Below are 15,687 nucleotides of genomic sequence, written 5' to 3' on the forward strand. Positions count from 1 at the left end.
GGGATGTGAGGGGAAGACCATTCTTCGTCTTACATACCCGTTCAAAAGGGTCACATTAAAGGAGGCAATTATACAAATGGCAGTTACATTGTACTATGAAAAAGATGCAAACTTTAGTATTTTAGATGGAAAAACAATCGCGGTTATCGGTTACGGTAGCCAAGGTCATGCACAAGCACAAAACCTTCGTGATAGCGGTGCGAAAGTTGTTATCGGTCTTCGTCCTGGTAAATCAGCTGACGTTGCTAAAAAAGATGGTTTTGAGGTACTTACAGTAGCAGAAGCTACTAAAATTGCTGATATCGTTCAAATTCTTCTTCCAGATGAGACTCAAGCTCGTGTATACAAAGAAGAAATCGAACCAAACCTTAAAGAGGGCGCTGCAATTATGTTCTCTCACGGTTTCAACGTTCACTACGCACAAATCAAACCATCTGCAGACAAAGACGTATTCCTAGTTGCTCCAAAATCTCCAGGTCATATGGTTCGTCGTACGTATGAAGAAGGTTTTGGTGTTCCGGGTCTAATCGCTATTCACCAAGATGCTACTGGTAATGCGAAAGAACTTGGCCTTGCTTATGCTAAAGGTATCGGTTGTACTCGTGCAGGCGTTATCGAAACTACTTTCAAAGAAGAAACAGAAACTGACCTATTCGGTGAGCAAGCTGTTCTTTGTGGTGGTGCTTCTGAGCTAGTTAAAGCTGGTTTTGAAACTCTAGTTGAAGCTGGTTATGCTCCAGAAATGGCATACTTCGAGTGTCTACATGAGCTTAAATTAATCGTAGACTTGATGTATGAAGGTGGACTTGCTACTATGCGTGATTCCATCTCTAATACAGCTGAATACGGTGACTATGTAAGTGGTCCTCGCGTTGTTACTAGCGAAACTAAAAAAGCTATGAAAGCTGTTCTTGAAGATATTCAATCAGGTCGCTTCGCACGTGATTTCATCCTTGAAAACCAATCTGGTTTTGCAATGATGAACGCTACTCGTCGTAACGAGAGCGAGCACCAACTTGAAACAACTGGTAAAGAACTTCGTAAACTTATGCACTGGATTAAAAAATAATCAATCTTCCGATTGATTTTGAATGATACGTCAGCTCTATATCCAACGATATAGAGCTAGATGTTTATTTTCATACTTTCGAGAATAAACATCTTTGATTACAGTCATCTAAAGCACAAACTGGGTATAACCAATTTGTGCTTTTTTTATTTATACAATTATAGATAAAACCTATAGAGTTGATAGATTTTATATCTTTGTCAAAGGAAATAATTTATGGTTAAATGAATGTATAATTATTAATGAATCTATTTCAATTAATACAAATAGTCTGGGGAGTGTTAATGATGTCTGAAGTTAAAAAAATCGCCGTACTTGGCGGAGATGGAATTGGTCCTGAAGTAGTTGGAGAAGCTTTGAAAGTATTGAAAAAAACAGAAGAACTTTTTGGTTATAAATTTGAAACTGAAGAAGCTCTTTTCGGTGGTATTGCAATCGACGAAAAAGGAACTCCACTTCCACAAGAAACATTGGATCTATGTCAAGCATCAGATGCAGTATTGTTAGGTGCTGTAGGTGGTCCTAAATGGGATAGTAACCCTGGCGATCTGCGTCCTGAAACTGGTCTTCTAGGTATCCGTAAAGCATTAGGTCTATTCTCTAATATTCGACCGGCAAATGTGTTTGACTGCTTAAAAGATGCATCAACTTTGAAACCAGAAGTACTTGAAGGTACTGATCTAATCGTAGTTCGTGAACTTACTGGCGGTATTTACTTCGGAGAGAAATTCCGTCGTGAAACTGAATTTGGTATCGAGGCAGTAGATACTTGTGCATATAATGAGATGGAAATTTCGCGTATTGTTCGTCAAGCGTTCGATATCGCAATGACTCGTGACAAACGTCTTGCATCTGTAGATAAAGCAAACGTTCTTGAATCTTCTCGTCTATGGCGTGAAGTTGTTATCAAAATTTCAGCTGAATATCCAGAAGTTGAACTAGAGCACGTACTTGTTGATAACTGTGCAATGCAGTTACTTCGTCGTCCTTCTAGCTTTGATGTTATCGTAACTGAAAATATGTTTGGTGATATTCTTTCTGATGAAGCAGCGATGCTTACTGGTTCAATTGGAATGCTTTCTTCCGCTTCATTAGGCGAAGGTAGCTTCGGTTTGTACGAGCCGGTACATGGTTCTGCACCTGATATTGCTGGACAAGGTATTTCTAACCCAATCGCAACAATTCTTTCTGTAGCACTTATGTTCCGTCTTACATTCGGTTATCATGAAGCTGCTCAAGCGATTGAGGATGCTGTAAAAGAAGTACTTGATGCTGGTCACCGTACTGGAGATATTGCAGTTGATAAGAGCCAAGCAATTGGAACAACAGCAATGGGCGATCTAATTATCGCTGCGATGAAAAAATAATATTTTCTATAGTTATCAAATAAGTAAATCAGCAATTATTTAATGCTAATTGTTGTATCGAGGAATCTGGAGATAGTTACTTCTCTAGATTCCTCTTTATTTTGTAATATAAATTGCATACCTTTTATGGCATATATAATGAAATTACTCCATTGGAAGATTGGCTGACTATAGTTTGTTCGTGCCCCAAAATAATAAAGTATCTAGGGGAGTAAGATTAATGTGAAAGGTAACGAATACACCATTTTTTGATAAAGACGATAAAGGCGACCCTGGAGAAATGGGTCCGAGAGGGCCTCAAGGACCAGCAGGTATACCCGGAAGTGTACCTTATGCTTATACAACAAGTAAACCATTTTCAGGTATTATAAATTCAAATGGAGTCCAAATAAATTGGTCTACGTTAACTGCTTATTCTAATTATTTTGATATTTCTAAAAGGTCATAAAAATTCTAATAAAAAGGTCATCATTATGTGAAAAAATGATGACCTTTTTTGTTTAATTATAATAATTACAAATAAATATTGTTTATAATCTTGACACTAATCTTTTGTAATGATAATATTTATCAGTGGTCATTTTTATGAATATCATAGATAACTACATGAACAAGATAGATAGCATACGAGGAGGAAATTATAATGGCTGAACGTTTGGTAGGTCGTCAAGCACCTAATTTTACAATGGAAACTGCACTTGGTGATGGTTCTGATTTCGGTACTGTTTCACTTTCTGATTACAAAGGTAAATGGTTAGTATTTTTCTTCTACCCACTCGATTTCACTTTTGTATGCCCAACTGAAATTACAGCACTTAGCCTAGCTGCTGATCAATTTAAAGCATTGAACACTGAAATTCTTGGTGTTTCTATCGATAGTAAGCATACTCATAAAGCTTGGATCACTACTCCAGTTGAGAGCAATGGTCTTGGTCAATTGAACTTCCCATTGGCTTCTGACATCACTAAGAGTGTTGCGGCTGACTATGGTGTTCTTATTGAAGAAGAAGGTATTGCTCTTCGTGGTCTATTTATTATCGATCCAGAAGGCGAAATCAAATATCAAGTGGTTAACCACAATGATGTAGGTCGTAGCGTTGATGAAACGCTTCGTGTACTTCAAGCTCTTCAATCTGGTGGTCTTTGCCCAATTAACTGGAAACCAGGACAAGCTAACCTTAACGTATAATTAGTACTGTTAATTAGTACAAAAGATCATTTATTGGATGTCAATATGACAACGATAAATGATCTTTTTCTTTTTGCATTAAATGACAGATTAGATGGGCTGAATTTATGAGCTGACTTAGCGTAAATTGCCTTTTACGATAGTAAAGTTTAGAATAAGAAAAAGGAATATTTCATACATTATAATTATTTGATATGAAGTAGAGAAAACTGTTGGAGGTTAATTTATGACAACATATACATATGGTAATACGAGTAAACCATCGGAGGCGTTATTGCTTCTCGTTAATGAACAACAATTACAACAATTGAAACAAGGTGCGCCTATCGTAGGTAATGCACTTGATCAGCATATTTTATCATTGTTCGAGAAGGAACAATTCAGAGCTAAAGCGAATCAAGTGGCGGTTATTGCTACATTAGGTTTAATAGATGAGAACTATCTCTTGTTAGCAGGTTACAATGAAGAAGATGGAATTAATGGTTTGCGCGAGCTATTTGCGTCTATCGCTAAACAAGTGAAATCATTAAAACTTGCTTCATTATCGCTATCTTTGAATAATGAGCAATTAGCGTCACAACTTGCAAATCAAGGTACACATCAAAGTGTGCAGGCTATGATTGAAGGTTTACAATTAGCGTTATATGAGCGCACTATCACGAAAAAAGAAGCACAGAAATTTTATAATCTTCAAACTTTGAACTTTGTACTTAATGATACTGGGCTTGCTAATACTGCAACCTATGAAGCTGCAGTTACTGAAGCAGAACATATGATACAAAGTGTAAAACTTGCTCGTGACTTGACAAACATGTCAGGCAATGAACTGACACCAGAGCGTCTTGCTTTTTTTGCTGAAGAATTAGCTAATGAATTGGAATTAGACATCGAAGTGCTAGATGAGTGGTCATTGGCTGAAGAGCAAATGGGAGCGCTACTAGGTGTTGGTCAAGGTAGTGTTAATCCACCTAGAATGATCGTTATACATTATGAAGGTGATCCTTCTTCAGATGAAAAATGGGGTCTAGTTGGTAAAGGGATTACCTTTGATACAGGTGGAATTTCCTTAAAGCCAGCTGCTAACATGGAAGATATGATATCTGATATGGGCGGAGCAGCGGCGGTACTAGGTGCTATTCGTGCCATTGCAACGATGAAGTTACCAGTGAATGTGGTTGTTGTTGTACCTACTGCGGAAAATATGCCAAGTGATCGTGCCTTGAAACCTGGTGATGTGATCACGACGATGAGTGGACATACTGTAGAAATTATTAATACAGATGCAGAAGGCAGATTAGTATTGGCCGATGGTATGACTACAGCTATTAAGCGTGGAGCAACGAAATTAATTGATGTAGCTACGTTAACTGGAGCTGTGCTAGTTGCTCTTGGAACAGAAGCAACAGGTGCGATCACGAATAATGAGCAGCTAATGCAACAAGTAATAGCTGCTTCTGCCAAGAGCGGAGAACGAGTTTGGCAGCTGCCTGCATATGCTGAATATAAGAAATTAATCCGAAGCGATATTGCTGATTTGAAAAATACTGGTGGTCGACATGGGGGTACCATTACTGGCGGATTGTTCGTAGGACATTTTGCTGAAGAAAAACCATGGGTACACCTAGATATAGCTGGAACAGCATTTTTGAACAGTTCTCGCAAATGGGAACCTAAAGGCGCAACAGGTGTAATGGTTAGAACTCTTTACCAATTAATATCTGAAAAAGATTGATAAACGGAAAGAAAGCTCGATTTTGGATGAATCCATATGGATAATCGATGAAACCGATGCCAAAATAGCTGTTGAAGCCTTTTCATTAATGTACTAGAATATAGAGAAGTTACGATACTGTGACAAACAGTATTGTGCTTCTCTTTTCAATATAGGTGTTACGGCACTTATAATAATATCAAGATCGAAAAGTATAGAGAGGGTGGAATAAACTGCAATGAGCATCCATGATGAGCGCAATTCTTCGCCTTGGAAGAGTTACTATGGTCCTAACTATGGTTATGTGCAGGAGCAATATGAGCTTTATTTGCAAGACCCGAATATGGTCGATCCTTCCGTTCGTGAATTATTTGTGCTTTGGGGGGAACCACCAAGTGATCTCGTTACACCTGCAACGCAATCTTCTGTAACGAATTCTGGAGTTAATGCTTCAAGAGCTTCACTCGTAAGTAATAACATCCCGTTAGACAGCAATTTATTACAAAAAGTTGTAGCTGCACACCAATTGATGTTGAATATTCGTCGTTATGGACATCTAGGAGCAGATATTAATCCTCTTGATTTAAGTCCAAAAGCTGATACAAAGCTATTGGAACCGAAAACTTTTGGCTTAACTAAGCATGATCTTGAAGCAATTCCTGCTAAATTAATTTGGAATAATGCCCCTGCTAATATTTCGAATGGCTGGGACGCTATTCTACGTTTACGTGAAATCTATGCTCGTTCAGCTGCATATGAGTTCACTCATATTCATGATGAACATGAACGTGATTGGCTATTTGAAAAAGCTGAATCTGGATCTTTCCCTGCTCCGCTTTCTGATCGTGAGAAGGAAGCATTGTTAGAAAGATTACTGCAAGTTGAGATGTTTGAGAATTTCATCCACAAAACATTCGTTGGTCAAAAACGATTTTCAATCGAAGGCCTAGATATGCTAGTGCCTGTACTAGATGAAATTGTTAGAGCTGTGGCACATGATGGTGCACAGCATATTTTGATGGGGATGGCACATCGTGGACGTCTAAATGTATTAGCACACATCCTTGGAAAGCCGTATGAACGTATTTTTGCGGAATTCCATCATTCTCCCAATAAAGCACTTGAAAGCGCTAAAAACCTAAATTATGGGTGGACTGGTGATGTTAAGTATCATCTTGGAGCTGATCGTGCAGTACGTGAGGGTGAAACGGTACGAGCTAATATTACTCTAGCTAATAATCCATCACATTTAGAATTTGTTAATCCAGTGGTTGAAGGTTATACAAGAGCTGCTCAAGAGGATCGTTCAAAACCAGGCTATCCGAAGCAGGATCTTCATGCTGCAGTAACGATTTGCGTTCATGGTGACGCTGCGTTTATCGGCGAAGGCATTGTAGCTGAAACACTTAACTTTAATAATCTTGACGGTTATCGTAATGGTGGTACTTTGCACATTATCGCTAACAATCGTCTAGGGTTTACTACAAATAGTCAAGATTCTAGATCTACTCATTATGCAAGTGACTTAGCAAAAGGCTTCGATCTTCCGATTGTACACGTAAATGCGGATGATCCAGAGGCTTGCCTTGCTGCGGTTAGATTAGCTTGTGAGTACCGTCTACGTTATAACAAAGGATTTGTTATTGATTTGATTGGCTACCGCCGTTATGGTCACAACGAGATGGATGATCCAGAAGGAACACAACCATTAATGTACAGTAAGATCAGAAATCACCCTACGGTTAGCACGATTTATGCGAACCAGTTGGTGGATCGTAATTCCATGACGAAGGAACAGGTTGCTGGGTTACGTACTCGTACATCAGATGTGTTACAAAATGCCTATTCAACGATGAAAGCTAATGAAGGACAGAAGAAAGAAAAACGTGAAAAGCCAGAAGGCTTTACAGTTCCAGAAGATGTGAAAACATCAGTATCAATGGAGCAATTACGTGAAATCAATCTTGAATTACTTAACCGTCCTGAAAGCTTTACAGAATATAATAAATTACAGAAGATTTTACAACGTCGTGCTGTAGGTTTGAACGATGGGGAGAAAGTGGATTGGGCACATGCTGAAGCATTAGCATTTGCAACTATCCTTGCTGACGGAACGCCTATTCGTATGAGTGGTCAAGATGTCGAGCGTGGAACATTCTCACATCGTCATATCGTGTTGAATGATAATGTCAACGCTAAGAAATTCTCGCCATTACATTACATTCCACAAGCTAAGGCATCTTTCTCTATTCATAATAGTCCACTTTCAGAAACTGCAGTTCTAGGTTTCGAATATGGTTACAATGTATTCTCACCAGAAACTTTTGTCATCTGGGAAGCACAATATGGTGACTTTGCCAACGTTGCCCAAGTTATTTTTGATCAGTTTATTGCTGCTGGTCGTGCAAAATGGTCTCAAAAATCTGGAATTACTATTCTGCTCCCTCATGGATATGAAGGTCAAGGTCCAGAACATTCTAGTGCACGTCTTGAGCGATTCTTGCAATTATCTGCTGATAATAACTGGACAGTTGCGAATCTAACAAGTGCATCACAATACTTCCACTTATTGCGTAAACAGGCGGCAATGTTAGGTAGTGAAAATGTTCGTCCATTGGTGTTAATTGCTCCAAAAAGTCTAATTCGTAATCCACGTGTCGCTGCACATGGTATTGAGTTTAGCGAAGGATCGTTTAAGCCAGTATTGCCACAGTTCAGCTTAACTGAAGCAAAAGCTGATCGTGATAAAGTTAAACGTATTGTATTTGGAACAGGTAAAGTTATGGTTGATATTGAAGAGGCACAATCGTCAGCTTCTCCTGCGGATTATGATTGGTTAAGAATTGCTCGTATCGAGCAACTATTCCCATTCCCTGAATCTGAAGTTGAACGAATCGTGAAGCTTTATCCGAAATTAGAGGAAATTGTATGGGTTCAAGAAGAACCTAAAAATATGGGATCATGGTTATTCATAGATCCAAGATTACGTGCAGTTGCACCGAAAAATGTTAAAGTGAGTTACATCGGACGTCCTGATCGAGCTAGTACAGCAAGTGGACATCAAGAAGTCCATGTGAGAGAGCAACAAGCAATCATTTCATCTACTTTGAATGGGCAGCCATTTGAATCGAATATCGTAAGGGGGTAGCTACTAATGGCAGATATTATTGTACCAGAATTAGGAGAATCGATTTCTGAAGGAACGATCTCGAAATGGTTCGTCAAGGTTGGCGATACTGTTAATCAAGGTGACGTACTACTGGAGCTAGAAACGGATAAAGTTAATATCGAAATTAGTGCTGAAAGTAGCGGCGCAGTAAATGCAATTGCAAAGCAAGATGGTGAGGTTGTACTAGTAGGTGAAGCTATTGGAACGATTGGTGGAGCATCTAGTGCACCAACTCCAGTGGCACCTGAACCCGTTGTAGAGGTTCCAACACCTGCTCCAGTAGTAACGTCTGCTGAACCTGTTGCTGTAAATGCAGGAGGTGTTAATGCTTCTCCAGCTGCTCGTAAACTTGCTCGTGAACAAGGTGTTGATCTAGCACAAGTTCAAGGCAAGGATGCGATTGGTCGTATCTACCCTGAAGATGTTCGTTCGCATCAAGTTCAACCGACAGCTGCTCAAACTTCCATTGCAGCTCCTATTGCCAAACCAGCGCCAGTCGCTGCTGCTGCAACTGCTGTATCAGTAGATGGTAAAACAGTAGAACGTAAACGTATGTCTCGTCGTAGAGCTACGATTGCGAAGCGTCTAGTTGAAGCTCAACAAACAGCAGCAATGCTAACAACATTTAATGAAATTGATATGACTGCTATTCTTGATCTTCGTAAACGTCGTAAACAATCGTTCTTCGACAAAAATGATGTTAATCTTGGATTTATGTCATTCTTCACAAAAGCTGTTGTTGGTGCTTTAAAAGCATATCCATTGTTGAATGCTGAAATTGATGGCGAAGATATTGTGATGAAAAAGTATTTCGACATTGGTATAGCTGTAGCTGCCAAGGAAGGTTTAGTTGTTCCAGTTGTTCGTGACGCAGATCGTTTGAGCTTTGCAGAAATTGAACGTAACATTGGTGAGCTTGCTAAAAAAGCACGTGCTAACACATTGACGTTGAATGAATTGCAAGGTGGTAGCTTCACAATCACGAATGGTGGAGTATTCGGATCATTGCTATCTACACCTATCTTGAATACACCTCAAGTTGGTATACTAGGTATGCACAAAATTCAACTTCGTCCAATTGCGATTGATGAAGAACGTATGGAAAATCGTCCAATGATGTATCTTGCATTATCTTACGATCACCGTATTGTTGATGGTAGTGAAGCGGTTCGTTTCCTAGTTACAATTAAAGAACTTCTTGAAGATCCGGAGCAACTACTTCTTCAAGGATAGTTGAATAATATAAACTCAAAAAAAACCTCTCGATGATGATGATTATCGAGAGGTTTTTTCAAATTTATGGCAAATATATACAAGTATGCGATAGAGGGGGGATAACATGAGTATTAAGTATGATCTATGGAAATCGAATCAATACAGTGAGCCATTTGAAAGAATTGATGATCAAAGTGAAATGGTTGAAATAAGTTCAACTCATATAGAAGAATCTGAAGAGACCAAAGGGCAAGTAGTTTATCGTAATTCAGAACAAGAAAGTATTAGTCAGTTTGAGGAAATGATTAAAGAGCAACCTAATTTTTATCAAAACTTAATGGATCATGTTGTCGCGGGTGTGTTCGTTGTGTACGATCATAGAATCATTTATGTTAACTCTTATTTCGCACAGTTACTTGGCTATACTATTCATGAAATGATAAATCATCCGATGGAACACTTTATTGAAGAAGAGGACTGGCTTTTACCTCATACTTTTGAGGATGCTTTAGACAAGGAATATACGAAACGTCAAATTATCAGATGGCATGGAAAACATAAAAACAGTTCCACAATATATTTAGAGGGTAAACGAACAAGAATTATTCACCAAGATCATTTCTATTTTCTGTCGACTGTTCAAGACGTTACGATTAAATATGAGAAAGAACGAGAACTTATTCGTAATGCGAAAATGTATCAGCGAATGTTAATGACTATTCCAGAGCCAATTTTTATTACAGTAGATAGTGCTATAATATTTGCAAATCGACATGGCCTTGACTTATTAGGAAAACGTCATGTCAGCGGGTTATCTGAACAAATATTCACTGATTATTTTATTGAAATTGAACGAGAAGAAGTAATAAGAGATTTTCAAAATGCACTCCTACTAGAGGAAGCAACGCCGTTTCGTAAACAACAAATGTGCATAAATGATCAGATAATAGAAGTCGAACTTTCAAGTGTGAAAATCGAAAATTACATAGGTCGAACAGCTATCTTGACGGTATTACGTGATCTAACAGAGCGAAGACAAGATGAGGAACGACTCATACGTTCTGAGAAATTGTCTGTTATTGGTCAACTTGCCGCTGGAGTTGCTCATGAAATTCGGAATCCACTTACAGCATTAAAGGGATTTACTCAGTTACTACGTAATAAATATTCAGAACAGAGCTATTACTTTGATATTATGGGTACTGAAATTGATCGTATTAATCTTATAGTGAATGAATTTATGACGTTAGCCAAACCTCACTATAATTCTTATCAATTTAACGATATAGAACGTATTCTGCAAAGTGTATTATCCATTCTTGATACTCAAGCAATGCTACTAGGTGTGGAAGTGAACTTCCAGAGAGAGAACGATATACCCAAACTATATTGCAACGAAAATCAATTAAAGCAAGTTTTCTTAAATGTTATAAAAAATGCTTTCGAAGCGATGCTTGAAGGCGGGACTGTAACGATTTCTGTGCGATTTGAACCATCAGATCAACTTATTCATGTAAAAATACAAGATCAGGGAGATGGAATGCCTGATGATGTAATGAAGCGGATTGGCGAACCATTCTTAACGACAAAGGAAAAAGGAACGGGGTTAGGGCTAATGGTAAGTTCACGCATTATCGAAGAGCATAAAGGTATGATGCTTATTTCTAGTCGACCAGGTCAGGGGACTTTGATTGATGTGCAGTTGCCACTGCATATGGAATACCAAGATCACCTGTGATCGTTTGTGATCACGATGATTATGCTGACGTAGCGAATTCGACGGCGAATATGCCATTCATCGTTTGCTGTGGTGCTCATTTACCAATAACGTACATTCCGCTCCGCGCTTCTCTAGCTTCATGTCATCTTCTTGGCGGGAGACAAGCGATCAAACCTTCGAAGTAGGTATGAAGGGCTGTAGGTTATGTTTCGAGGGAGAGCTCCTAGTTAACTTTCTTTCATGAAAGTTAACAGATTCGCTGATTTTAAGTCGTGCAACCTAAAGACTGTCGCCATGATCTGAGGGAGAGCTGCTATACAAATTACCTTTGGTAATTTGTAAGACTCGCTACTTATTTTAGGGTAATACTACATATTTAATTCAAGGGGACAATGTTAATCAGCGGTCGTTTCACTAGCTGATTAATAGTGTGTGATTGTTATAGATTATTCAATGATGAAAAAACCATTAAGCAGATTGATCTGCTTAATGGTTTTTTTCGTAAATGTTATGTTGTTTACGGTATTGTTCTGCTGTGACACCGGTGATTAGTTTGAAGGATCTTGAGAAGTGAGCAGGATGTTTGAAGCCTACTTCGTAACTAATATCTGTTATTTTATTACTACCGTTAATAAGTAAGACTTTGGCAGCATAAATGCGTCGCTCTAACATATATTGAAAGATCGTTGTCCCAGTTACTTCTTTGAAAGATTTACTAAGATAGAATTTATTAAGATGAAGTGCTTGCTGGATAGATTCAAGTGATACTTCCTGGTTATAGTGATCTTCAATATATGAAATGATATTTTGAACATGGTTTTCTTTTGTAGAAATATGTTGTGTTTGCTTAATTTTCTGTAACGGTTGTTGACACTGTGTGTAAATTAGGTGCATCAATTCCAGTAGTACGATATGACTTCGTTGCTCTGCAAATGGTTCAGCGCTTTTTCGTAATACCACTAATTTATGTAATAAACCTTCTATTTCCTGGCGAACGCTTTTATTGAATGATAATCGTATATTTTTAAATGTATTGAATGGGGTCAGAAGATCAGGAGCATAACTCGGTTGAATATATTCAGTGAAATAGAATGGGTCAAAATGAATGATAGTACGTTCATAACAATCCTTTTGTTCTAAATGAGGTTTATGTAAGGTCATGCCATGCATAAGAATCATGTCACCTGGTTCTAATTTATAAATGCGATCATTGATTAGATAATTAACTTTTCCTGCATGAAAATAATAGATCTCATAGGTTAAATGCGTATGGTAGAGCAATTGATTAGGGATATCGTTGTTAAAATTTATTGTGAATGGTATTAGCTTCGTTGTACTCGACATTTCCTATTCACCTCAATCATCTTAGTATAATAAATTATACACCAACTAGAGTTAATTGTATGGTGAAATCGATTAACGATGATGAAGCGCTTTAAAGTTTGCGATGCTAACATTAAAGCATATCAAGTAATAAGGAGGCTAATACTTCCGAAGCTCAAAGAAGTTTTAGCTTATGCTTTCGAAGTAACTTTTCTATATCAAGAAGTTGCTCTATGAAGTACAGAAAAGTTTTAGCTTATGCTTTCGAAGTAACTTTTCTATATCAAGAAGTTGCTCTATGAAGTACAGAAAAGTTTTAGGAGGGTTATTAATGTCAAAAGTGCGTGTTGGTATTATAGGTTTAGGTAATATGGGTAAAGGTCATATTTCATATATTCATAATGGTGTCATAACTGGGGTGGAAATTACTGCTGTCGCTGATGTTGATGAGAATAGTCGAATATGGGCAAGAGAGACATTAGGTGAAGCAGTTCATGTTTTTAGTGATCCATATGAATTAATTGCCTCTGATGTTGTAGATGGTGTAATTATTTGTACGCCTCACTTCTCACATCCAGAACTAGCAATTGCAAGCTTTAAACATAATAAGCATGTGATATTAGAAAAGCCTGCTGGCGTATATACGAAACAAGTCCGTCTAATGAACGAAGCTGCAGAGCAAAGTGATGTTGTGTTCAGTATGATGTACAATCAACGAACGAATCCTATTTATCAAAAGTTAAAGGAATTAGTTGATAGTGGTGAACTAGGCGAAGTAAGACGTACGAATTGGATAATTACGGATTGGTATAGATCACAAAGCTATTATGATTCAGGTACATGGCGTGCTACATGGGGTGGTGAAGGCGGGGGTGTATTGCTGAACCAAGATCCGCATCAGCTTGATCTTTGGCAATGGACGATAAGTATGATGCCGCAGCGTCTACGTGCATTTTGTTATTTTGGGAAAAATCGTAATATTGAAGTTGAAAATGATGTAACTGCTTTCGTGGAATATGAGAATGGCGCTACGGGTGTCTTCGTAACGACAACAGGAGAGACACCTGGAACGAATCGCTTTGAGGTTGTAGGTGATCGTGGTAAGGTTGTAATCGAAAATAGTAAGTTAACGTTCTACCGTTTGCGAGAGTCAGAGACTGAATTCAACGCTCGTTCGGAGGAGCCGTTTAGTCAGCCTGAATGTTGGCAAATCGATATACCGATTGAAGGCAGCAATCCGGGTCATGCTGGAATTACACAAAATTGGGCAAATGCGATTTTACATAATGAGCCACTTATTGCACCTGGAGTGGAAGGAATTAAAGGTCTCATGCTTGCTAATGCGATGTTATTGTCTACCTGGGAAGACGACTGGGTACAATTCCCGATTGATGAGGATAAATACTATGCTCATTTAAAAAATAAAATTGCTACATCACGATTCCAAGGGTGATGTAATGGAGGTTTCAATGAATAATAGTGATGGAATGAACTATGCCCCGATTGGTAAACAAGTAAATGTCGTGGAACAAGGTGAATTTCAATTTGCAGCTATTGCATTAGAGCATGGACACATATACGGGATGTGTAATGGTTTACGCGAAGCGGGCGCTACATTGAAATGGGTATACGACGAGGATCAAGAAAAAGTAGCACAATTTGTTGCTACTTACCCCGGTGTTCAAATAGCTGAATCGTTAGCAGAAATATTACATGACTCTACGATCCAGCTAGTGGCGGCAGCTGCTATTCCTAATGAGCGGGCAGAATTAGGAATTCGAGTGATGGAAGCCGGTAAACATTACTTTACTGATAAGGCTCCATTTACTACGTTTGAACAATTGGAGCAAGTTAAAGAAGTTGTAGCACGAACAAATTGTAAATATGCAGTATACTATAGTGAGCGAATTCATGTAGAAAGTGCTGTTTATGCAGAACAACTCATCGGGCAAGGAGCAATAGGTAGAGTTATTCAGATGATTGGTTTAGGTCCACATCGTCTTAATGAATCTAGTAGACCGAGTTGGTTTTTCAATAAAGAGCAGTACGGAGGTATATTATGCGACATTGCTTCGCATCAAATCGAGCAATTTCTTTATTTCTCGGGAAATAATGACGCTCGCATAACATCTAGTCAAGTTGCTAATTACAATAATAAGCATCGAGCTGAACTAGAGGATTTTGGAGATATACATTTAGTAGGGGAAAACGGAGCTACCGCGTATATTCGAGTCGATTGGTTAACCCCAGAGGGATTAAGTAGTTGGGGAGACGGACGGACGATTATTCTAGGAACTGATGGCTACATTGAACTGAGAAAGTATGTCGATATAACGAAGTCTGCTAGTGGCGATCATCTGTTTCTAGTGAATAAACAAGGGGAGCAATATTGGAACACACAAGGTAAAGTTGGTTTTCCTTTCTTCAGTCAGTTCATACTTGATTGTATGTATAATACTGAGAATGCTATGACCCAGAATCATATTTTCCGAGTTGCAGAACTGACGTTGTTAGCTCAACAACAGGCGATTGTTGTGGAATAGAGAAAAAATATACCTAATCAGTATGCCTATTTATTCGATCATTCGAATAGATAGGCATCTTTTTCGTAGGAATTAATTAGCGCTGACAGGAACGATGTATTTAAGCATTTGAGAGGCTACAATATTGCAACCAATAGAAAATAATTCGCTACCAAATATTATTCTCCCCAACATATAAAAAGCAAACCCACCTATAATATCAAGTGCAAAATAACGCTTAAATGAGCTCATATGAAAAACATAAACTTCAAACGTTGTATTTTGAGAGCGCGCTATCGATAAAGTCAATGAAAATCCTCCGATCGTTATCTTGCTTTTATCCATCTTCATTGTATGAATAATGGCTCGTTCAATATGAACAGTAATATTTTAAATTTATGT

The 15,687-nt window shown here is 38.3% G+C and carries 11 protein-coding genes; 9 read left to right on the top strand and 2 right to left on the bottom strand.

Features of this window, described 5'->3' with window-relative positions; translation table 11 throughout:
* Positions 1–76: 76 nt before the first annotated feature.
* The 7 genes from ilvC to NAG76_13095 all read left to right on the top strand — a co-directional run bounded on the left by ilvC (position 77) and on the right by NAG76_13095 (position 11,458).
* Positions 77–1,069 carry a ketol-acid reductoisomerase gene (gene ilvC, locus NAG76_13065; protein ID URN92775.1) on the top strand — a complete coding sequence of 331 codons (993 nt, stop codon included), beginning with the start codon at positions 77–79 and terminating at the stop codon, positions 1,067–1,069.
* A 287-nt stretch (positions 1,070–1,356) separates the two neighbouring features.
* Complete coding sequence (gene leuB / locus NAG76_13070) at positions 1,357–2,436, top strand: 3-isopropylmalate dehydrogenase (protein ID URN92776.1); 1,080 nt, start codon at positions 1,357–1,359, stop codon at positions 2,434–2,436.
* A 643-nt stretch (positions 2,437–3,079) separates the two neighbouring features.
* Positions 3,080–3,625: a peroxiredoxin gene (locus NAG76_13075; protein URN92777.1), complete on the top strand. Its 546-nt coding sequence runs from the start codon at positions 3,080–3,082 to the stop codon at positions 3,623–3,625.
* Positions 3,626–3,851: 226 nt separating this feature from the next.
* Positions 3,852–5,357, top strand: a complete 1,506-nt coding sequence (locus NAG76_13080) for a leucyl aminopeptidase (protein ID URN92778.1) — start codon at positions 3,852–3,854, stop codon at positions 5,355–5,357.
* Positions 5,358–5,574: 217 nt separating this feature from the next.
* Positions 5,575–8,484 (top strand): 2-oxoglutarate dehydrogenase E1 component, encoded by a 2,910-nt coding sequence (locus NAG76_13085; GenBank protein URN92779.1) that lies wholly within the window; start codon positions 5,575–5,577, stop codon positions 8,482–8,484.
* A gap of 6 nt (positions 8,485–8,490) precedes the next feature.
* Positions 8,491–9,738, top strand: coding sequence for a 2-oxoglutarate dehydrogenase complex dihydrolipoyllysine-residue succinyltransferase (gene odhB / locus NAG76_13090; GenBank protein URN92780.1), 1,248 nt, complete (start codon positions 8,491–8,493; stop codon positions 9,736–9,738).
* Positions 9,739–9,844: 106 nt separating this feature from the next.
* Complete coding sequence (locus NAG76_13095; GenBank protein ID URN92781.1) at positions 9,845–11,458, top strand: PAS domain S-box protein; 1,614 nt, start codon at positions 9,845–9,847, stop codon at positions 11,456–11,458.
* 468 nt (positions 11,459–11,926) lie between these two features.
* Here NAG76_13095 and NAG76_13100 read toward each other — a convergent pair whose 3' ends face one another.
* The gene (locus tag NAG76_13100; GenBank protein ID URN92782.1) at positions 11,927–12,784 is read right to left on the bottom strand and encodes an AraC family transcriptional regulator; all 858 of its coding nucleotides are present in this window, start codon (positions 12,782–12,784) and stop codon (positions 11,927–11,929) included.
* Between the two features lie 310 nt (positions 12,785–13,094).
* Between NAG76_13100 and NAG76_13105 the strand changes: the two genes are divergently transcribed.
* Positions 13,095–14,216, top strand: coding sequence for a Gfo/Idh/MocA family oxidoreductase (locus NAG76_13105; GenBank protein URN92783.1), 1,122 nt, complete (start codon positions 13,095–13,097; stop codon positions 14,214–14,216).
* A 16-nt stretch (positions 14,217–14,232) separates the two neighbouring features.
* Positions 14,233–15,306, top strand: a complete 1,074-nt coding sequence (locus tag NAG76_13110) for a Gfo/Idh/MocA family oxidoreductase (GenBank protein URN92784.1) — start codon at positions 14,233–14,235, stop codon at positions 15,304–15,306.
* A gap of 72 nt (positions 15,307–15,378) precedes the next feature.
* Here the strand turns inward: NAG76_13110 and NAG76_13115 are convergent, their stop codons facing one another.
* Positions 15,379–15,594: a hypothetical protein gene (locus NAG76_13115; protein ID URN92785.1), complete on the bottom strand. Its 216-nt coding sequence runs from the start codon at positions 15,592–15,594 to the stop codon at positions 15,379–15,381.
* Between the last annotated feature and the right edge of the window lie 93 nt (positions 15,595–15,687).

Source organism: Candidatus Pristimantibacillus lignocellulolyticus, assembly GCA_023639215.1.
Taxonomy (GTDB): domain Bacteria; phylum Bacillota; class Bacilli; order Paenibacillales; family Paenibacillaceae; genus Pristimantibacillus; species Pristimantibacillus lignocellulolyticus.